The sequence below is a fragment of the Pseudomonas ogarae genome (assembly GCF_014268695.2).
Classification (GTDB): domain Bacteria; phylum Pseudomonadota; class Gammaproteobacteria; order Pseudomonadales; family Pseudomonadaceae; genus Aquipseudomonas; species Aquipseudomonas kilonensis.
Genome location: NZ_CP077086.1, coordinates 5,723,793 through 5,741,524, shown reverse-complemented (window position 1 = coordinate 5,741,524; position 17,732 = coordinate 5,723,793). Strand labels below are relative to the sequence as shown.

The following is a 17,732-nucleotide window of genomic DNA, read 5'->3' as shown; positions in this document are numbered from 1 at the left end:
GTCTCAGTTCACAGCGGACGTCGCTTCGACATGACGCGGCAAGGTCACCCGGATACGGGTGCCGCGTTGGCTTTGTACATCGGCCGGGCTGTCGATGGTGATTTGTCCATAATGCTCTTCAACGATGGAATAGACCAGTGCGAGGCCCAGACCGGTGCCTTCGCCAGGATCCTTGGTGGTGAAGAAGGGTTCGAACAATCGGTCCATGATGTTCTGTGGGATACCGCTGCCTTCGTCTTCGACGATCAGGTCGACCGTGTGTTCGAAGGCTTCACTCTTGACCCGCACCGCGCTGCCGGCCGGTGAGGCGTCCCGCGCGTTGGATAGCAGGTTGATCAACACCTGGGCGAGCCGCTGGGGGTCCCCATCGACCCAATGGTCCGGATCGCACAGGTTGAAGAATTGCACTTCGAAATTGCGCCGGTTGAGCGCCAGCAGACCAATGGCATCCTGAGCCACTTCGGCCAGACAGACGGGCTCGTCATTGTGCTGGTGACCGCCGGCATGGGCGAAGCTCATCAGCGACTGGACGATGCGCGACACGCGCTTGGTCTGTTCGAGGATCTGGCCGCTGATTTCCGTCAGCTCGCCGTCGTCCTCGCGTTCCTCGCGCAGGTTCTGCGCCAGGCAGGCGATGCCGGTAATCGGGTTGCCGATTTCGTGGGCCACCCCGGCGGCCAAGCGGCCGATGCTTGCCAGTCGTTCGGAGTGGACCAGCTTGTCTTCGAGCATCTGGGTATCGGTCAGGTCTTCGACCAGCAGCACCAGGCCGCTGTTACCGGGTGCCAACGGCTCGTCGATCGCTGCCTTGTGCAGGTTCAGCCAACGGGTCTGGCCGTCGAGGGCCAGGTGCTGTTTGTGCAAGTGCTCGTCCGGCAGGTCGATGAAACCTTGCAACAAGCCTTTCCACGGCTCGCCCAGGGTGCTCAGGCGTGAACCGACCACGCGCTGGGCAGCGATCCCGGTGAGTTCTTCCATGGCCTTGTTCCACATCAGGATTTCCTGGTCCTTGGCTAGGGAACACACGCCCATCGGCAGTTCCTGCAGGGTCTGGCGGTGGTAACGGCGCAAGGCGTCCAGTTCGGCGGCAAGACCGGTGAGGCGCGAGTGGTAATCCTCAAGGCGGCTTTCGATGAAGTGAATGTCCTCGGTGACATAGTTCTCGCCGCCGGCCTTGTAGGGCAGAAAGGTTTCGACCATGTCCTGGGCCACGCTGGGGCCCATCAGGCCGGACAGGTTGGCCTCGATCCGGTCCCGCAGGCGTCGCAAGGCATACGGACGGCGTTCATCGAAGGGCAGGTAAAGGTCGCGCAGGGCCTGTTCGACTTCCTTTTGCGCGGCCTTGGCGCCCAAGGGCTTGGCCAGTTGCGTGGCGAACTCCTGGGGCGAGGCGGCGTGCAGTTCGCGGCGCTGCGGGCGGCGGACGTTGTCCACGGCACAGGCTTCGGCGGCGCTGGCCTCTTCGCTGCTGGCATTGGTGAACAGCGAGATCAGGGTGAACATCAGCACGTTCGCCGCCAGGGAGGCGATGGCCGCCATATGCCAACTGGTGTCGTCGAGCACATAGATCATGTTCAGCAGCGGAATATAGAAGCCCTGCAGGTTGCCCATCAGCGGCAACAGCATCGCGACCAGCCATACCAGGATCCCAGCCAGCAGACCGGCGATGAAGCCGCGGCGATTGGCGGTCGGCCAATACAGCACCGACAACACGCCGGGCAGGAACTGCAGGGTGGCGACGAAGGCGACGATGCCCAGGTTGGCCAGGTCCTGTCCCTCACCCAGCATCAGGTAGAAACCGTAGCCGGCCATGATGATCGCGACGATCAGCGCCCGCCGTGTCCATTTCAGCCAGCGGTAGATATTGCCTTCGGCCGGTGGCTGGTAAAGCGGCAGCACCAGGTGGTTGAGGGCCATGCCCGACAATGCCAGCGTGGTGACGATGATCAAGCCGCTGGCCGCCGACAGGCCGCCGACATATGCCAGCAACGCCAGGGCCTTGCTGTTGGCGGCGATGCCGATGCCCAGTGTGAAGTATTCCGGATTGGTACTGGCGCCCAGCTTCAGGCCGGCCCAGAGGATCAACGGTACCGCCAGGCTCATCAGCAGCAGGAACAGTGGCAGGCCCCAACTGGCGCTCACCAGCGAGCGCGGGTTGAGGTTTTCGGTAAAGGTCATGTGGTACATGTGCGGCATCACGATGGCCGACGCGAAGAACACCAGCAACAGCGTACGCCACGGGCCTTCCTGCAAGGGCGTGTGCAGGGCGGCGAGGGCGGTCTGGTTCTGCAACAACCAAAGCTCAAGCTGCTGCGGGCCATCGAACACGCCGTACAAGGCATAGAGGCCGACGCCGCCGATGGCGATCAGCTTGATCACCGATTCGAAAGCGATGGCGAACACCAGGCCTTCGTGTTTTTCCCGCGTGGCAATGTGCCGGGAGCCGAAGAAAATCGTGAACAGGATGATCAGTACGCAGAAGCTCAACGCCACCCGGTGCTGCACCGGTTCGCGGGTCAGGATGCTGATGGAGTCGGCCACGGCCTGGATCTGCAGGGCCAGCAGCGGCAACACCCCGACCAGCATGAAGATCGTGGTCAGTGCGCCGGCCCAGGTGCTGCGAAAACGAAAGGCGAACAGGTCGGCCAGCGACGACAGTTGGTAGGTGCGGGTGATTTTCAGGATCGGGTAGAGCAACACCGGCGCCAGCAGGAACGCGCCCGATACGCCGAGGTAACTGGAGAGGAAGCCATAGCCGTACTGGTAGGCCAGCCCGACCGTGCCATAGAACGCCCATGCGCTGGCATAGACACCCAGCGACAGGGTGTAGGTCAGCGGGTGGCGGATGATCGCCCGGGGGATCATGCCTCGTTCGCTGATCCAGGCTACGCCGAACAGCACGGCCAGGTAGGCGGCGCTGATCAGGATCATCTGGGTCAGGCTAAAGCTCATCGGCATCTTTTTGGCTCTGCAGGATGAAGGTCACGACAATCAGGATCAGCCAGAGCAGATACGGCCGATACCAGGCACCCGTGGCATCGATCCACCAATCCATGATGGCCGGGGAGAACAGATAAATCCCCACTACCAGGAGCAGGACCAAGCGATAGATATACATCCCGGCCTCTCTAATTTATGCGCGTGCCCAAAAATCGTGCGGCGATGGTAACGGATGGGCGCCAAGCTGCAAGGGCCGTCAACGTATTTGCGCTTCGGGCAGGCTCAGTGTGCGCGGGATCTTGCCCGCGTCCCAGTGGCGAATGCCCCAGGCCAGCAGTTCCCGTGGGCTGGCATCGACCAGTTCGAGGCCCGGTTGCTGGCCCAGCGCGCGCAACGCCCGTAACAGCAGTGGCGTGGCCTGATCGGCTGCCAGGGGCGGTGAGCGGTAGGATTTACCGAGCTTGTGCCCGTCGGGTTGGGTGATCAGCGGCACGTGCAGGTAACGCGGTTGCGGCAACCCAAGCAGTTCTTGCAGGTAGAGCTGGCGCGGCGTGGAGTCCAGCAGGTCGGCGCCGCGCACGATATCGGTCACCCCTTGCCAGGCGTCGTCCAGGACCACGGCCAGTTGATAGGCGTAGAGCCCGTCGCGGCGGCGGATCACGAAGTCGCCGACCTCGCGGCCCAGGTGCTGGCGGAACTCGCCCTGGACCCGGTCGGTGAAGTGGTACTCAAGTTCGGGGACGCGCAGGCGGATGGCGGCGTCCTCGGTGCCGTGCCCGGCGTTGCGGCACAGTCCCGGATAAATGCCCTGGTACGCCTCCAATTGTTTGCGCGAACAGGTGCAGGCATAGACCAGGCCCTGGCTGAACAGCCGGTTGATCACCTGGTCGTAGGCGTCATGGCGCTCGCTTTGGCGAATCATTTCGCCGTCCCATTCGAACCCGTAGCTTTCCAGTGCCTTGAGAATCGCCGCTTGCGCGCCCGGTTCTTCCCGCGGAGGGTCAAGGTCTTCCATGCGCAGCAACCAGCGTCCGCCCACGGCCCGGGCATCGAGGTACGACGCCAGGGCGGCGACCAGCGAACCGAAATGCAAATGGCCGCTGGGGGTGGGGGCGAAGCGTCCGATGTAGGGGGCGGTGGCAGTCATAGGGCGAATGTTATTGAGTCTGAGCGGTAGGAATACAAATCTTGATGCCCAAGCATATCCCCTGTGGGAGCGAGCTTGCTCGCGATAGCGGTGTATCTGTCACATCGAGGCTGGCTGACCCACTGCTATCGCGAGCAAGCTCGCTCCCACAGGGATATTGAAAGTATCGGAAACAAAAAACGGAGCGTATGTACGCTCCGTTTCGGTGACAGCCCAGGCGATTATTTGCCGACCTGTTTTTCCTTGATTTCCGCCAGGGTCTTGCAGTCGACACACATGTCGGCGGTCGGACGGGCTTCCAGTCGCTTGACGCCGATCTCGACGCCGCAGGACTCGCACCAACCGTATTCTTCGTCTTCGATCAGTTGCAGGGTCTTGTCGATTTTCTTGATGAGCTTGCGCTCGCGATCACGGGCGCGCAGCTCGAGGCTGAACTCTTCTTCCTGACTCGCACGGTCGGCCGGGTCGGGGAAGTTGGCCGCGTCGTCTTTCATGTGATCCACGGTGCGGTCGACTTCCTGCATCAAGTCCTGTTTCCACTTGTTCAGGATCTTGGTGAAGTGCGCGCGCATGGGGGCGCCCATGTACTCTTCGCCAGCTTGCGGGACGTAAGGCTCAAACCCGCTGAGCGACTGATTTTGATTTTGCTTTGCTTGGGTGGGCATGAATGGACCGCCTCTACTCTTGTAATCCACTACGCAGGATTGCTCCATCACCGACACCTGCCGGCCCTGCGGCTGCAAGCGGGCGAACTTACCAGATCAAATCGGGCCGCGCTACTCCCGGTTGTCGAGCCTGCGGCCGCCGGGGCCTGTAAAACGTGACCGGGTTCGCTTCGGTGGGGATGTAAACCTGCTCAATGCTTGATTCTAGTCAAGCCTGGGCCAATCGCGGGAGTCATTTCCTGCAATCCGAGGGCTCAGACCGCTTTGGGTTAGAGCTCGTTCCCGCAGTTGTTCCGGACTTGGGTAGAATCGGTTCTTTTTCCCCTGAAGGAAGGCCAATGGCTCAGCCCTATAGTGCGCGCAGCCGCGCCATCGAACCTTTCCATGTGATGGCGCTGCTGGCCCGTGCCAACGAGCTGCAGGCCGCCGGGCATGATGTCATCCACCTGGAGATCGGCGAACCGGACTTCACCACCGCCGAGCCGATCATCCAGGCCGGCCAGGCCGCGCTGGCGGCGGGCAAGACCCGTTACACCGCGGCCCGTGGCATTCCCGAGCTGCGCGAGGCCATCGCCGGTTTCTACGGCCAACGCTATGGGGTGGAGATTGACCCCCGACGCATCCTCGTGACCCCGGGCGGGTCCGGCGCGTTGCTGCTGGCCAGCGCCTTGCTGGTGGACCCAGGCAAGCATTGGCTGCTGGCCGACCCCGGTTATCCGTGCAACCGTCATTTCCTGCGCCTGGTCGAAGGTGCGGCGCAATTGGTGCCCGTTGGGCCCGAGGTGCGTTACCAATTGACGCCAGACTTGGTGAGCCGCCATTGGGACCAGGACAGCGTCGGTGCGTTGGTGGCCTCGCCGGCCAACCCGACCGGGACGATTCTCACCCGGGACGAACTGGCGGGATTGTCCAAGGCCATCAAGGGCCACAACGGCCATCTGGTGGTGGACGAGATCTATCACGGCCTGACCTACGGCACCGACGCCGCCAGTGTGCTGGAAGTCGACGACGACGCCTTTGTCCTTAATAGTTTCTCCAAGTATTTCGGCATGACCGGGTGGCGACTTGGCTGGCTGGTGGCCCCTTCGGCGGCCGTCGGCGAGCTGGAAAAGCTCGCGCAAAACCTCTACATCAGTGCGCCGAGCATGGCCCAATACGCCGCCCTGGCTTGTTTCGAGCCCGCGACCATCGAGATCTTCGAGCAGCGGCGGGCCGAGTTCGCACGGCGCCGTGACTTTCTACTGCCGGCCTTGCGTGAGTTGGGCTTCGGTATTGCGGTGGAACCGGAAGGGGCGTTTTACCTCTATGCCGATATCAGCGCGTTCGGCGGCGATGCCTTTGCGTTTTGCCAGCACTTCCTGGAAACCGAGCACGTGGCCTTCACGCCAGGCCTGGATTTCGGCCGTCATCAGGCCGGCCATCATGTGCGCTTCGCCTACACCCAGAGCCTGCCGCGGCTACAGGAAGCGGTGGCACGAATCGAACGTGGACTACGGAGCTGGCAAGGCTGATGCGTTTTTCCCCTGCGTTGGAAGAAGCTCGCTTGATTCGACGTTACAAGCGTTTTCTAGCCGATATCGAGACCGTTCACGGCGAGTTTCTCACCATTCATTGCCCCAACACTGGCTCGATGCTCAATTGCATGGCTGAAGGCGCGCGTGTCTGGTTCAGTCGCTCCAGCGACCCCAAGCGCAAGTTGCCCGGCACCTGGGAAATCGGCGAAACCCCCCAGGGACGGCTCGCCTGCATCAATACCGCGCGGGCCAACGCGTTGATCGAAGAGGCCTTGCGCGCTGGGGTCATCAGCGAATTGAACGGGTTTACCGGGCTCAAGCGTGAAGTGGCTTATGGTGTGGAAAACAGCCGTATCGATTTTCGCCTGGACTATGAACAAGGCTCGGCCTGGGTCGAAGTCAAAAGCGTCACGCTGGGGTTCGATGGCACGAATGTGGCGGCGTTTCCCGATGCGGTGACCCAGCGCGGGGCCAAGCACCTGAGGGAACTCGCCTGCCTGGCCCGGGACGGTGTGCGGGCGGTGCAGCTGTATTGTGTGAACCTGAGCGGCATCGAAGCGGTGCGCCCGGCACAGGAAATCGACCCGGTGTACGCCGCTGCCCTGCGTGATGCGGTGGCGGCGGGCGTGGAGGTGCTGGCCTACGGGGTCACGCTGACGTCCGAGCAGATGTGGGTGGACCGCGCGTTGCCAGTGTTGCTAGAGCTCGACCCAGATGCCTTGCTCGTCCTCCCGGCTGTCTAGGGCAGTGAGGAACTGACCGGCGCAGGGGCCGGCCACGCATTCACCGCTCTCGATCAGAAACAGTGCGCCGTGGGTGGCGCACTGGATCAGGCTGGCGCTGGGGTCGAGGAACTGGTCGGGTTGCCATTCCAGCGGCACGCCACGGTGCGGGCAGCGGTTGAGATAGGCATACACCTGGCCGGCGCGCCGTACGGCCAGGACCTTGCGCCCATCGAGGTCGAAACCGCGACTGCCGTTGTCGGGCAATTGGGCGGCGGTACAAAGAAACTTCATGTGTATCTCTATATTTGTCGGTGTGAATCCACTGTGGGAGCGAGCTTGCTCGCGATGACGGCGGCACATTCAACATCTCAGTGACTGACACGCCGCTATCGCGAGCAAGCTCGCTCCCACAAGGTTTCGTGTGGCAAAAGATCTATGCTTGACGGTCAAATGAAAACAATTATCAAATGGCGCCTCCTTCGCAGGTGGCTGAGGATACTTGGCCGGGACCGGTCCTGTGAAAAACTTCTTTGAGGAAGCTGCCCGATGCGCCTGAACATCCGCGTTGTTGCGCTCTGTGTCGCACTGTTGCTCAACCAGGGGGCCAGCGCTGCTGACTTGCCGCAACGCTGGGTCAGCGCCGGTGGCGCCGTGTCGGAGTGGGTCAGTTCGCTGGGGGGCGAGTCGAAGCTGGTGGGCGTGGACTCCACCAGCCAGCATCCTGAATCCTTGCGGGCCTTGCCCAGTATCGGCTATCAGCGACAGCTGTCGGCGGAGGGCGTGCTGAGCCTGCGTCCGCAGATCCTGGTGGGCACCGAGGAAATGGGGCCACCGCCCGTGCTGGCGCAAATTCGCAGCGCCGGTGTGCAGGTCGAACTGTTCTCGGCCACACCAGACCTGCCGGCCCTGCAGGGCAATCTGCGGCACCTGGGACAGTTGCTGGGGGCCGAGGCCGAGGCGGCGCGGTTGTTCGACCGTTATCAAAAACAACTCACCCAGCAACAGGCCCGGGTGGCTGAGGCCCAGCGCAAACAAAAGGCCCCCGGCGTATTGCTGTTGGTGGGCAGTTCCGGCGGCAAGCCACTGGTCGCAGGTAAGGGCACTTCTGCTGATTGGCTGTTACAGCAGGCCGGCGGTCACAACCTTGCGACCCACAGCGGCTATAAATCTTTTTCCGTGGAAAGCCTGGCCAGCCTGAATCCCGAAGTGCTGGTTTTTGCCGACCGTGCCCTGAGCGGTGAGGAAGCGCGTGCCGCACTGTTCCGGGAAAACCCGATTCTTGCCTCGACCCGGGCCGCCAGGGATGGACGTGTCATGGAACTCGACCCGACGCTGCTGGTGGGCGGGTTGGGCCCGCGGTTGCCACAAAGCCTGGCGACACTGACGGCGGGCTTCTATCCGGCTGAGTCGGCCACGGCGCCATGACCTCGTTGGTCAAGCCTCGCACCTTGTTCATTGGCCTGAGCCTGCTGTGTCTGCTGGCGACCTGGCTATCCCTGGCCCTGGGGCCGGTGAGCCTGCCGCTGCTCGACACCTTGCACGCCGCCTTGCGTCTGTCAGGTTTACCGGTGGCCGCCGATGGTCTGGAGCAGGCCGAACTGATCCTCGGCCAGATCCGTTTGCCGCGTACCTTGCTGGGGTTGGCGGTGGGCGGGGTGTTGGCGTTGTCCGGTGTGGCGATGCAGGGACTGTTTCGCAACCCACTGGCGGACCCGGGGCTGGTGGGCGTGTCCAGCGGTGCGGCACTGGGCGCCGCGTTCGCCATTGTCGGCGGCTCGGCGCTGGGTGGGTTGCCCGAAGCCTTTGGCCCCTACGTGTTGTCGTTATGTGCATTCCTGGGCGGGCTCGGTGTTACGGCGCTGGTCTATCGTCTTGGACGACGCAACGGTCAGACCCATGTCGCGACCATGCTCCTGGCCGGTATTGCCCTGACCGCCCTGTCAGGTTCGGCTGTCGGCCTGTTCACCTACCTGGCGGATGATGCGACCCTGCGCACCCTGACCTTCTGGAACCTGGGCAGTCTCAACGGCGCCAGCTATGCGCGGTTGTGGCCGCTGTTGCTGGTCAGTGCCGGAGTGGCGCTCTGGCTGCCACGCCGGGCCAGGGCACTCAATGCGCTGTTGCTGGGGGAATCCGAGGCTGCCCACCTGGGCGTTAACGTCGAAAGGCTCAAGCGTGAGCTGGTGTTCTGTACGGCCTTGGGGGTTGGTGCGGCGGTGGCGGCGGCGGGCATGATCGGCTTCGTCGGGCTGGTGGTGCCGCATCTGGTGCGGCTGGTGGCCGGCCCCGACCACCGGGTGTTGCTACCTGCTTCGGTGTTGGCGGGTGCCAGCCTGCTGTTGTTCGCCGACCTGGTGGCGCGCCTGGCACTGGCCCCTGCGGAATTGCCGATCGGCATTGTCACGGCCTTCATCGGCGCGCCGTTCTTCCTTTATCTATTGGTGCGAGGGCGCGCCTGATGCTGCGAGCGCAGAACCTGCACATCCACCGTGGCCGCAAGACGGTACTGGCGGACGTCGATCTCGAGCTCAACCCTGGCGAAGTGCTCGGCGTGCTCGGGCCCAACGGTGCGGGCAAAAGTACCCTTTTGGCGGGGCTGTGCGGCGAGTTGCGCCCGGCCCAGGGGCAGGTCTGGCTGGATGATCGGCCACTGGCCCAGTGGCAGGGTGCCGAGCGTGCCCGGCGCCTGGCGGTCTTGCCGCAGTCCTCGACCCTGGATTTTGCCTTCCGTGTCGAGGAAGTCGTCGGCATGGGGCGCCTGCCGCACCAGAGTGGTCGGCTGCGCGACGAGCAAATCGTCGCCGCGGCGCTGCAAGCGGCTGACGCCGCGCATCTGCACGGTCGCAGTTACCTGGCGTTGTCCGGCGGCGAACGCCAGCGGGTGCATCTGGCGCGAGTGTTGGCGCAATTGTGGCCGGGTGAAGCGGGGCAAACCCTGTTGCTGGACGAGCCGACCTCGATGCTCGATCCTCTGCACCAGCACACCATTCTCCAGGCGGTGCGTGAATTCGCCAGTCGCGGCGCTGCCGTGCTGGTGATCCTGCATGACCTGAACCTGGCGGCGCGTTACTGTGATCGCCTGTTGCTGCTCGCGTCCGGTCGACCTGTGGCCCTGGACACGCCCCGGCACGTGCTGCGCCCGGAACCGCTCAAGGCGGTGTTTGGCCTGGACGTGCTGGTGCAAGACCATCCGGAGCGCGGGCATCCATTGATCATTGCCCGCTGAGGGCGCCCTGGAGGATATGGACGTGCGCCTGCTCCTGATTCTGGCATTGAGTGTACTGACGGCGTGTCAGAGCATCGCTCCGCCCCCACTCGGCGGACGAATCCGTGATTTGCACAATGGCCAGGCCGTGATGCCCCAGGCATTGGTCGAACGCTTGGCAACGGCGCCTCGGGTGGTGGTGGGGGAGCGGCACGACAATCGCGATCACCACGCACTGCAGGTATGGCTGCTCCAGGCCCTGGCCGGGCAGCGGGCCCAGGGCAGCCTGTTGCTGGAAATGCTCACCCCCGCCCAGCAGCCACGCGTTGATTCAGTCCGCCAGCTACCCGCCTTGCCGAAGGACCTGCCCGACGCGCTGGACTGGTCGCCGGGCTGGGATTGGAGCCTGTATGGCCCCGTCGTCGAGTTTGTCCTGGCGCAGCGCTATCCGTTGCTGGCCGCCAATCTGGACGCCGCCGAAATCCAGCGTTTCTATCGACAAGCTCCGGACTTGATGGGCACTCGCTCCAATGCAGCCACGGTGAAGGACGCGTTGTTGGGGCAAATCCGTGAATCCCACTGCGGTTTGCTGCCAGAGTCGCAAATGCCGGCGATGCTGGCCGTGCAGCAACAGCGTGACCGGCGCATGGCCGAGCGCCTGTTGCAAGCGCCGACACCGGCATTGTTGTTCGCCGGTGCCTGGCATGCGCGAAAAGATGTCGGTGTGCCGCTGCATGCGTTGGATCTCGGTGCCAGCGAGGCGCCTATCGTCCTGATGCTGGCCGAGGAGGGCAGTGAGGTGACATCGGCCATGGCGGATTACGTGTGGTACACCCCGGCCATGCCGCCACAGGATTACTGTGCGCAGATGCGCGAACACGTCGGGAAGTGATTTTCTACAGGCAAAAAAAGACCCGGCAAAAGCCGGGTCAAATAACCGTGATTAGCCTGATGAGGAGATATCTGAGAGTCCGAACCAAGGGCTGTTCAAATATCGACCAGTCTCGCGACCGGATGTGGTAATCATAGCGATTCTCATTACCATGTCAAACATTGTTTTGCGATTCGCCGAAATAACCTCGCGGCCAGGGTTCGCGCTGGAAGCGAAGGAGGCGTCAGGCTTTGTGGCGAGTTGAAATGGCGTCCAGCTGTTTGTTCAGGGCTTCTTTGCGCTCGGCGGGGATGTCATTCCAATGCACATCCATCAATGCGCCCTCGATGGCGTACAGCAACACCTTGGACGCTCGGAAGCCGCGCGTGCGCACGGCGCGATAGGCGTCCACCGCGCCGAGCCGGCGTAGATCGGAAGCGCTGTGGATGCCCACAGCGTGCAGCCACTGGGCTGATGTCTTGCCCAGATTCTTCAGGTGTTGCAGTTCATCATTCATCGAGCCTCCTTGCGACGGCCGACTGGTGCAGTGGGCAAGCTTCTGAGCAGTGTAGCGGTCAGTAGGAAAAGCGTGATTCTTTGGTCGGATTCGACGCAAAAGCTTCTAATGCATTACGCACGATGCGGTGGGAAAAGGCTGCATTCTCCAGCGCAAGCGGGGGCGCTGGAGATCCGTTCGGTGGTGGCAGGTCCGCGCGTTGGCCGACCTGGTTTACCTGTCAGCGGCTGCGATAGCGCAGGCGGGTGCCGAAGTTCATCGACATCAGGATCTCGTCCGCAGACAACTCGGGCGGGAAGTAGGCGCCGGATATTTGCGCATGGGCCAGGCTCGCGCCTTCCAGTGACGACTTGCGAAAATCGATGCCACGCAGATCGGCGGAGCGGAAGTAGGCGTCGCTGAAGTCAACGTCGTCCGCGTTCAGTTCCCGCAGATCAAGGCCTCGAAAGTCGCCGCCGCGCATGTCGACCGGACCTTGTGGGCGTTCGCTGTTGAACCCGGCGATATCGTCTTTGCGCAGCAAGGCATAAAGCGGGGTATTGAGAAGCTTGGGGAGGCTCATTTCATATCACCTGTTGGTTTTATGACGCCAGTATAGTGCCACTATTTGGCGGCCGTGAAGCCGGGCATCGCTTCACGGCCGAAAATAGTTACAGGCCTGGCAGGCGCTGACGGATCTGCGCCACCACGATGTCGAGTGTGCCGCTTTCGTTGGTTTGGACCCGTTTGCTGCAGAGAATTTCCGCCGGGGTCAGGGCTTCACGGCTGGATTGTTGTGCGGCAATGACCGCCAGATTCGCATCGGAGGGGTCTTTCTGGTCGGCCTGACGCTGTGCCAGGCGGCTTTCGATGACCGCTTGCGGCGCGTTGCAGTCGAGGATCAGGAACGGAGCACCGGTGGCCTCGGCGATTTTCGCCGCTGCGTCGCGCTGATCACGCTTGAGGTAAGTGGCATCGATCACCACCGGGAAGCCGGCGTGCAGGATCACCGCGGCGATTTCATGCAGGCGGGCGTAGGTAGCGCTGCTGGCGTCGCTGCTATAAATGCCGGCCTGTGGATCGTTGGGTACCTGTTGCTGGCCGAACAGGCGCTTGCGCTCCACGTCCGAACGCAGGCGGATGGCGCCCAGTGCCTCTACCAGGCGCATCGCGACATGGCTTTTGCCGACAGCCGAGACGCCGTGGGTGATGGCCAGGAAGCGCGAAGGAATGGTGCTGTAGCTTTCGGCCAGGTTGGCGTAGTTGCGGTACTGGCGCAGGGTGGTGGCGCGCTGCACCGGATCGGCTTCGGCCGGCATGCTGAACAGTGCGACTTTTGCCCGGACGAGGGCGCGATAGGCTTTATAGAAGTTCAGCAGCTCCAGGCCCTGGTAGTCGCCGGTCAGTTCCAGGTACTGGCTGACGAAGCGCCGTGCCAGCGACTTCAGGCCGCGGTCCTCCAGGTCCATCGCCAGGAACGCGGTGTCGGCGTAGACGTCGGTGAAACGGAACGGTTCGTTGAACTCGATGCAGTCGAAAATCACCACCTTGCCGTCGATCACGGTGGCGTTGCCCAGGTGGATATCACCGTGGCATTCGCGGATGAAACCTTCGGCCTTGCGCTGGGTGAACAGCGGCTTGAGGCGTTCGAAACTGCTCTCGGCCCAGGCTTGCAGGGCCTCGAGTTGCAACAGGTCGGCCTTGTCGTTGAGGAACGGGCGGATCTGTTCGAAGTTCTGCAGCACCGGTGCCATCACGCTTTGCGGGGTGCCGGCGTCGTTCTCGGCGGGCACCTTGGGCGTGGAGAGGTGGAACTGGGCGATCTGCGCGGCCATCTCGTCGATGTGCGCGGTGGTCAGCTCACCGTTGGCTTGCAGCGTGCTGAGCAGTTCGCTCTGCGGGAACTGACGCATCTTCAGGGCGTACTCGATGGCCGGGCCGTCGCCACCCAGCTGTGGCGCTTCGGCGCTGCCGGTAATCGGCAGGACTTCCAGGTACAGGTCCTGGGTCAGGCGCTGGTTGAGGCGCAACTCCTCGCCACAGAAGTGCTTGCGCGCCTCGAGGCTGGTGAAATCGAGGAAACCGAAGTTGACCGGCTTTTTGAACTTGTAGGCGTAAGGCCCGGTGAGCAATACCCAGGAAATGTGGGTCTCGATGACCTGGAACCCTTCGACGGGATGCGGGTAGAGGGCCGGGTTTTGCAGGGCAGCGATCAGGGATTGGCTCACGGGCGGTCCTTCATAGACGGGAAAAATTCAAGGCCGTCATTATGGCGGCAAGCGACGCGAACGCAAACCGGATGGCCTGTGTGCTGGGCTCATGTTGAACCGCGACAAAGTGCGTATAATCCGCCGCCATGACTCGTACCCGATCCCCCCGTACCCCCAAGAAACCACCCGCCAGCCGCCTGCGGCCCTGGCTGGGCTGGGCCCTTAAACTCAGCCTGGTGGGCCTCGTCGTGCTCGCCGGTTTTGCGGTCTATCTCGATGCCGTGGTCCAGGAGAAATTCTCCGGCAAGCGCTGGACCATTCCGGCCAAGGTCTATGCCCGGCCGCTGGAGCTGTTCGTCGGACAAAAGCTGAGCAAGGATGATTTCCTGACCGAACTCGATGCCTTGGGTTATCGCCGTGAAAGCGTGGCCAACGGTCCGGGTGCGGCCTCGGTCAATGGCAATACCATCGACCTCAATACCCGTGGTTTCCAGTTCTATGAAGGCATGGAACAGGCGCAACCGGTGCGGGTGCGGTTTTCCGGTGATTATGTCGCTGCGCTGACCGGCGCAAAAAACGCGAGCCTGTCGGTGGTGCGCCTTGAGCCGCTGCTCATTGGTGGCCTGTACCCCAAGAACCTCGAAGACCGGATCCTGATCAAGATCGACCAGGTGCCGCCGTTCCTGCTCGATACGCTGATCGCCGTCGAAGACCGCGACTTCTACCATCACTTCGGCGTCTCGCCCAAGTCGATCGCCCGGGCCATCTGGGTCAACACCTCCTCAGGCCGTATGCGCCAGGGCGGCAGTACCCTGACCCAACAGTTGGTCAAGAACTTCTACCTGACCAACGAGCGCAGCCTGACCCGCAAGCTCACCGAAGCCATGATGGCGTTGTTGCTGGAGCTGCACTACGACAAACAGGAGATTCTGGAGGCCTACCTCAACGAGGTATTCGTCGGCCAGGACGGTCAGCGGGCGGTGCACGGTTTCGGCCTTGCCAGCCAGTTCTTCTTCAGCCAGCCGTTGTCCGAGCTCAAGCTGCATCAGGTGGCGTTGCTGGTGGGCATGGTCAAGGGACCGTCTTCCTACAACCCGCGTCGTAATCCGGAACGCGCCCTCGAACGGCGCAACCTGGTGCTCGACCTGCTGCAGGAACAGGGTGTAGCGACGGCCGAGCAAGTCGAGGCAGCGAAAAAGATGCCATTGGGCGTGACCAAGCGTGGCAGCCTGGCGGACAGTTCCTTCCCAGGTTTCATGGACCTGGTCAAGCGTCAGCTGCGCGAAGACTACCGCGACGAAGACTTGACCGAAGAAGGCCTGCGCATCTTCACCAGCTTCGACCCAATCCTGCAGATGAAGGCCGAAGCCTCGGTCGAGGACACCTTCAAGCGACTGGGCGGGCGCAAGGGCGCTGACGAAGTCGAAGCGGCCATGGTGGTGACCAACCCGGAAACCGGCGAAGTCCAGGCCATGATCGGCAGCCGCCAGGCCAGTTTCGCCGGTTTCAACCGGGCCCTGGATGCGGTGCGCCCGATTGGCTCGCTGATCAAGCCGGCGGTGTACCTCACCGCCCTGGAAAAGCCGAGCCAGTACACACTGACCAGTTGGCTGTCGGACGAGACGTTCTCGGTCAAGGGCGCCGATGGCCAGGTCTGGAAACCGCAGAACTATGATCGTCGGTCCCACGGCACGGTGTTCCTCTACCAGGGGCTGGCGCATTCCTACAACCTGTCGACGGCTCGCCTAGGGCTTGAAGTCGGCGTGCCGAACGTCCTCAAGACCTTGGCGCGCCTGGGGGTGAGTCGTGAATTCCCGGCGTTCCCATCGATGCTGTTGGGGGCCGGTGGCCTTGCGCCGATCGAAGTGGCGGCCATGTACCAGACGCTGGCCAATGGCGGTTTCAATACGCCGATGCGCGGCATTCGCAGCGTGCTGACCGCCGATGGCGAACCGCTCAAGCGTTATCCGTTCCAGATCCAGCAGCGTTTCGATCCGGCCTCCATTTACCTGATCCAGAGCGCGATGCAGCGGGTCATGCGTGAAGGCACCGGCAGTTCGGTCTATAACGTGCTGCCCCGGACCCTGACCCTGGCGGGCAAGACCGGCACCAGTAACGACTCGCGCGACAGCTGGTTCGCCGGCTTCAGCCAGGACCTGCTGGCGGTGGTCTGGCTCGGACGGGATGACAACGGCAAGACCCCGTTCACCGGTGCCACCGGTGCACTGCAGGTCTGGACCAGTTTCATGCGCAAGGCCGACCCGTTGCCGCTGGACATGCCGCAACCGGACAACATCGTCCAGGCGTGGGTTGATTCGCGCACGGGCCAAGGCTCCGATGCCAATTGCCCGGGCGCTGTGCAGATGCCGTATATTCGCGGCAGCGAACCACCACCCGGTGCAGCCTGTGGCGGCACGAATCCCGCCGAGTCGGTGATGGATTGGGTCAAGGACTGGATGAATTAAGCAAAGAGGGTTTCAAGTGAACAAGTGGTTGATTCCAGCGGTAACGGCCGTGGCTTTGCTCAGTGGTTGCTCTACCGTACAGCGCGGTTCGATTCCGGTCGTTGATTCCGGCACTGCTGTTTCCAACAGTGAGCGGGTCTCGGCCAACGGCGGTTTCCGTCAGACGACGGTGAAGCGGCCGGTGCAGGGCCAGGTCCAGGCAATCCCGCAGGGCGACACCGGTGTCGTCGTGATGGTGCCTGGTGGTGGCGCGACGGCCTCGGCGCCGATCAGCAGCACGCCGATCACGCCGGGTCCGATCACCCCTGGGCCAATCGAAACCTCACCGATCAACCAGGGCAGCTACAGCATGCCTTCGACGCCGAGCAGCGTCCCGTCGGCAGGTGCCGGTGGGTTGTCCGCCGATGAACAGCTGGACGGCCCGGTGCTGGCCCTGTTGACCACGGCGCAACAGCAACAGGCTGGCGGTGATCTCAACGGTGCGTCCTCCAGCCTGGAGCGCGCCCAGCGTGTGGCGCCGCGCGAACCCCAGGTGCTTTATCGCCTGGCCCAGGTACGCATGGCCCAGGGCGATGCGCCGCAAGCCGAACAACTGGCTCGTCGTGGCCTGACATTCTCCAGTGGTCGCCCGGCACTTCAGGCCAGCCTGTGGGAATTGATCGCCCAGGCCCGTGAGAAACAGGGCGATTCCGCTGGCGCGGCATTGGCCCGTCAGAAGGCCAAGGTTTCGCTTTGATGGATACGCGTTTTCCTCAGATCGCCGATCAGTTGCTGTTGATCGAGCGGGAGTTGCGGGTCCAGGGCTGGTGGAGCGATGTTTCGCCTTCGGCGCAGGCGCTGGCCAGTGTCGAGCCGTTCGCGGTCGACACCCTGGACTTCGAGCAATGGCTGCAATGGATCTTCCTGCCCAGGATGAAAGCCATCCTGGAAAATGACCTGCCGCTGCCCAACGCCTCGGGCATCCTTGCCATGGCCGAGATGGTCTATGCCCAGCGGCCAGGGCAGGGCATCGAGTTGCAGCGGCTGCTGGCGCAGTTCGATCAGTTGATCAGCAACGCCGGCTGACCGACGTTACTGACAGTTCTCCTCGATTTGCTGGCGTGTCTCCTCGATCCGCTGGCGCCGCTCTTCTTCGGTGAGGCGGCGCATTTCCCCCTCCACGTCTTCGCGCACCCTGGGGTTGTTCTGCAATTGCGCCAGGTTGGTCCGGGCCTGTTCGCAGAACGCCTTGAGCTGGGCTTCCTGCTCGGCAACCTGTTTCTTGACCTGTTGGTCGATGGCCTTTTGGTCGCCAATGACTCCGCCAGACGGCGGTGCCGCCGGTTTGGCGGGCGGCGGGGCGGACTTGATCACGGTCGTGGCTTCCGTGCCTTCGGGCGGCTGGGCGCCGAAGTGGGTAACGCCCTGGGCGTCTACCCATTTGTAGACCTGACCGGCCATGCATATCGGGCTCAGGCCAACCAGCAGGCTGGCCGTCAAGAAGATCATTCGCAT

18 protein-coding genes are annotated in these 17,732 nt (G+C 62.9%); 9 read left to right on the top strand and 9 right to left on the bottom strand.

What is annotated here, in order from left to right; genetic code table 11:
* Positions 1 to 3: 3 nt before the first annotated feature.
* The 4 genes from HU749_RS25340 to dksA all read right to left on the bottom strand — a co-directional run bounded on the left by HU749_RS25340 (position 4) and on the right by dksA (position 4,752).
* Entirely contained in the window at positions 4 to 2,958 is a 2,955-nt protein-coding gene (locus HU749_RS25340; RefSeq protein WP_024618745.1) for a sensor histidine kinase, read from the bottom strand.
* Positions 2,942 to 3,118: a hypothetical protein gene (locus HU749_RS25335; RefSeq protein WP_003176118.1), complete on the bottom strand. Its 177-nt coding sequence runs from the start codon at positions 3,116 to 3,118 to the stop codon at positions 2,942 to 2,944. The genes HU749_RS25340 and HU749_RS25335 overlap by 17 nt, the downstream gene beginning before the upstream one ends.
* A gap of 78 nt (positions 3,119 to 3,196) precedes the next feature.
* Positions 3,197 to 4,087, bottom strand: coding sequence for a tRNA glutamyl-Q(34) synthetase GluQRS (gene gluQRS, locus HU749_RS25330; protein ID WP_186652343.1), 891 nt, complete (start codon positions 4,085 to 4,087; stop codon positions 3,197 to 3,199).
* Positions 4,088 to 4,308: 221 nt separating this feature from the next.
* Entirely contained in the window at positions 4,309 to 4,752 is a 444-nt protein-coding gene (dksA, locus tag HU749_RS25325; RefSeq protein WP_018609331.1) for an RNA polymerase-binding protein DksA, read from the bottom strand.
* A 338-nt stretch (positions 4,753 to 5,090) separates the two neighbouring features.
* Here dksA and HU749_RS25320 point away from each other — a divergent pair, with 338 nt between their 5' ends.
* Together HU749_RS25320 and sfsA are read left to right on the top strand one after the other, a co-directional pair.
* The gene (locus HU749_RS25320) at positions 5,091 to 6,263 is read left to right on the top strand and encodes a pyridoxal phosphate-dependent aminotransferase (RefSeq protein ID WP_057450880.1); all 1,173 of its coding nucleotides are present in this window, start codon (positions 5,091 to 5,093) and stop codon (positions 6,261 to 6,263) included.
* Positions 6,263 to 7,009, top strand: coding sequence for a DNA/RNA nuclease SfsA (sfsA, locus tag HU749_RS25315; protein WP_079301783.1), 747 nt, complete (start codon positions 6,263 to 6,265; stop codon positions 7,007 to 7,009). Before HU749_RS25320 ends, sfsA begins: the two co-directional genes overlap by 1 nt.
* Here the strand turns inward: sfsA and HU749_RS25310 are convergent.
* The gene (locus HU749_RS25310; protein WP_186652340.1) at positions 6,965 to 7,282 is read right to left on the bottom strand and encodes a Rieske (2Fe-2S) protein; all 318 of its coding nucleotides are present in this window, start codon (positions 7,280 to 7,282) and stop codon (positions 6,965 to 6,967) included. The two genes, sfsA and HU749_RS25310, sit on opposite strands and share 45 nt — an antisense overlap.
* A gap of 255 nt (positions 7,283 to 7,537) precedes the next feature.
* Here HU749_RS25310 and HU749_RS25305 point away from each other — a divergent pair, with 255 nt between their 5' ends.
* The 4 genes from HU749_RS25305 to HU749_RS25290 are packed head-to-tail and all read left to right on the top strand — an operon-like array spanning position 7,538 to position 11,088.
* A complete protein-coding gene (locus HU749_RS25305) occupies positions 7,538 to 8,416 on the top strand; it encodes a heme/hemin ABC transporter substrate-binding protein (RefSeq protein WP_186652337.1) in 879 nt (292 codons plus the stop codon).
* A 50-nt stretch (positions 8,417 to 8,466) separates the two neighbouring features.
* The gene (locus HU749_RS25300) at positions 8,467 to 9,450 is read left to right on the top strand and encodes a FecCD family ABC transporter permease (protein ID WP_172436090.1); all 984 of its coding nucleotides are present in this window, start codon (positions 8,467 to 8,469) and stop codon (positions 9,448 to 9,450) included.
* A complete protein-coding gene (locus tag HU749_RS25295; protein ID WP_079301785.1) occupies positions 9,450 to 10,217 on the top strand; it encodes a heme ABC transporter ATP-binding protein in 768 nt (255 codons plus the stop codon). Before HU749_RS25300 ends, HU749_RS25295 begins: the two co-directional genes overlap by 1 nt.
* A gap of 16 nt (positions 10,218 to 10,233) precedes the next feature.
* Positions 10,234 to 11,088, top strand: a complete 855-nt coding sequence (locus HU749_RS25290; RefSeq protein WP_079301786.1) for a ChaN family lipoprotein — start codon at positions 10,234 to 10,236, stop codon at positions 11,086 to 11,088.
* Between the two features lie 223 nt (positions 11,089 to 11,311).
* Here the strand turns inward: HU749_RS25290 and HU749_RS25285 are convergent, their stop codons facing one another.
* The 3 genes from HU749_RS25285 to HU749_RS25275 all read right to left on the bottom strand — a co-directional run bounded on the left by HU749_RS25285 (position 11,312) and on the right by HU749_RS25275 (position 13,791).
* Positions 11,312 to 11,584: a TfoX/Sxy family protein gene (locus HU749_RS25285; RefSeq protein ID WP_003205623.1), complete on the bottom strand. Its 273-nt coding sequence runs from the start codon at positions 11,582 to 11,584 to the stop codon at positions 11,312 to 11,314.
* Positions 11,585 to 11,804: 220 nt separating this feature from the next.
* Positions 11,805 to 12,146 carry a pentapeptide repeat-containing protein gene (locus HU749_RS25280; protein ID WP_014340229.1) on the bottom strand — a complete coding sequence of 114 codons (342 nt, stop codon included), beginning with the start codon at positions 12,144 to 12,146 and terminating at the stop codon, positions 11,805 to 11,807.
* 88 nt (positions 12,147 to 12,234) lie between these two features.
* Positions 12,235 to 13,791: a bifunctional aminoglycoside phosphotransferase/ATP-binding protein gene (locus tag HU749_RS25275; protein ID WP_186652334.1), complete on the bottom strand. Its 1,557-nt coding sequence runs from the start codon at positions 13,789 to 13,791 to the stop codon at positions 12,235 to 12,237.
* Positions 13,792 to 13,919: 128 nt separating this feature from the next.
* Between HU749_RS25275 and mrcB the strand changes: the two genes are divergently transcribed.
* The 3 genes from mrcB to HU749_RS25260 are packed head-to-tail and all read left to right on the top strand — an operon-like array spanning position 13,920 to position 17,303.
* Positions 13,920 to 16,238, top strand: a complete 2,319-nt coding sequence (gene mrcB / locus HU749_RS25270; RefSeq protein WP_046065866.1) for a penicillin-binding protein 1B — start codon at positions 13,920 to 13,922, stop codon at positions 16,236 to 16,238.
* Positions 16,239 to 16,254: 16 nt separating this feature from the next.
* Positions 16,255 to 16,974: a tetratricopeptide repeat protein gene (locus HU749_RS25265; protein WP_046065865.1), complete on the top strand. Its 720-nt coding sequence runs from the start codon at positions 16,255 to 16,257 to the stop codon at positions 16,972 to 16,974.
* Positions 16,974 to 17,303 carry a YqcC family protein gene (locus HU749_RS25260; protein ID WP_003205615.1) on the top strand — a complete coding sequence of 110 codons (330 nt, stop codon included), beginning with the start codon at positions 16,974 to 16,976 and terminating at the stop codon, positions 17,301 to 17,303. The genes HU749_RS25265 and HU749_RS25260 overlap by 1 nt, the downstream gene beginning before the upstream one ends.
* Before the next feature lie 6 nt (positions 17,304 to 17,309).
* Here HU749_RS25260 and HU749_RS25255 read toward each other — a convergent pair whose 3' ends face one another.
* Positions 17,310 to 17,732: a DUF4124 domain-containing protein gene (locus HU749_RS25255; protein ID WP_046065864.1), complete on the bottom strand. Its 423-nt coding sequence runs from the start codon at positions 17,730 to 17,732 to the stop codon at positions 17,310 to 17,312.

Bases quoted from the DNA above. Each gene is read 5' to 3' on its own strand.
- HU749_RS25340 (WP_024618745.1), bottom strand. From the start codon at position 2,958: ATGCCGATGAGCTTTAGCCTGACCCAGATGATCCTGATCAGCGCCGCC.
- HU749_RS25335 (WP_003176118.1), bottom strand. From the start codon at position 3,118: ATGTATATCTATCGCTTGGTCCTGCTCCTGGTAGTGGGGATTTATCTG.
- gluQRS (WP_186652343.1), bottom strand. From the start codon at position 4,087: ATGACTGCCACCGCCCCCTACATCGGACGCTTCGCCCCCACCCCCAGC.
- dksA (WP_018609331.1), bottom strand. From the start codon at position 4,752: ATGCCCACCCAAGCAAAGCAAAATCAAAATCAGTCGCTCAGCGGGTTT.
- HU749_RS25320 (WP_057450880.1), top strand. From the start codon at position 5,091: ATGGCTCAGCCCTATAGTGCGCGCAGCCGCGCCATCGAACCTTTCCAT.
- sfsA (WP_079301783.1), top strand. From the start codon at position 6,263: ATGCGTTTTTCCCCTGCGTTGGAAGAAGCTCGCTTGATTCGACGTTAC.
- HU749_RS25310 (WP_186652340.1), bottom strand. From the start codon at position 7,282: ATGAAGTTTCTTTGTACCGCCGCCCAATTGCCCGACAACGGCAGTCGC.
- HU749_RS25305 (WP_186652337.1), top strand. From the start codon at position 7,538: ATGCGCCTGAACATCCGCGTTGTTGCGCTCTGTGTCGCACTGTTGCTC.
- HU749_RS25295 (WP_079301785.1), top strand. From the start codon at position 9,450: ATGCTGCGAGCGCAGAACCTGCACATCCACCGTGGCCGCAAGACGGTA.
- HU749_RS25290 (WP_079301786.1), top strand. From the start codon at position 10,234: ATGGACGTGCGCCTGCTCCTGATTCTGGCATTGAGTGTACTGACGGCG.
- HU749_RS25285 (WP_003205623.1), bottom strand. From the start codon at position 11,584: ATGAATGATGAACTGCAACACCTGAAGAATCTGGGCAAGACATCAGCC.
- HU749_RS25280 (WP_014340229.1), bottom strand. From the start codon at position 12,146: ATGAGCCTCCCCAAGCTTCTCAATACCCCGCTTTATGCCTTGCTGCGC.
- mrcB (WP_046065866.1), top strand. From the start codon at position 13,920: ATGACTCGTACCCGATCCCCCCGTACCCCCAAGAAACCACCCGCCAGC.
- HU749_RS25260 (WP_003205615.1), top strand. From the start codon at position 16,974: ATGGATACGCGTTTTCCTCAGATCGCCGATCAGTTGCTGTTGATCGAG.
- HU749_RS25255 (WP_046065864.1), bottom strand. From the start codon at position 17,732: ATGCGAATGATCTTCTTGACGGCCAGCCTGCTGGTTGGCCTGAGCCCG.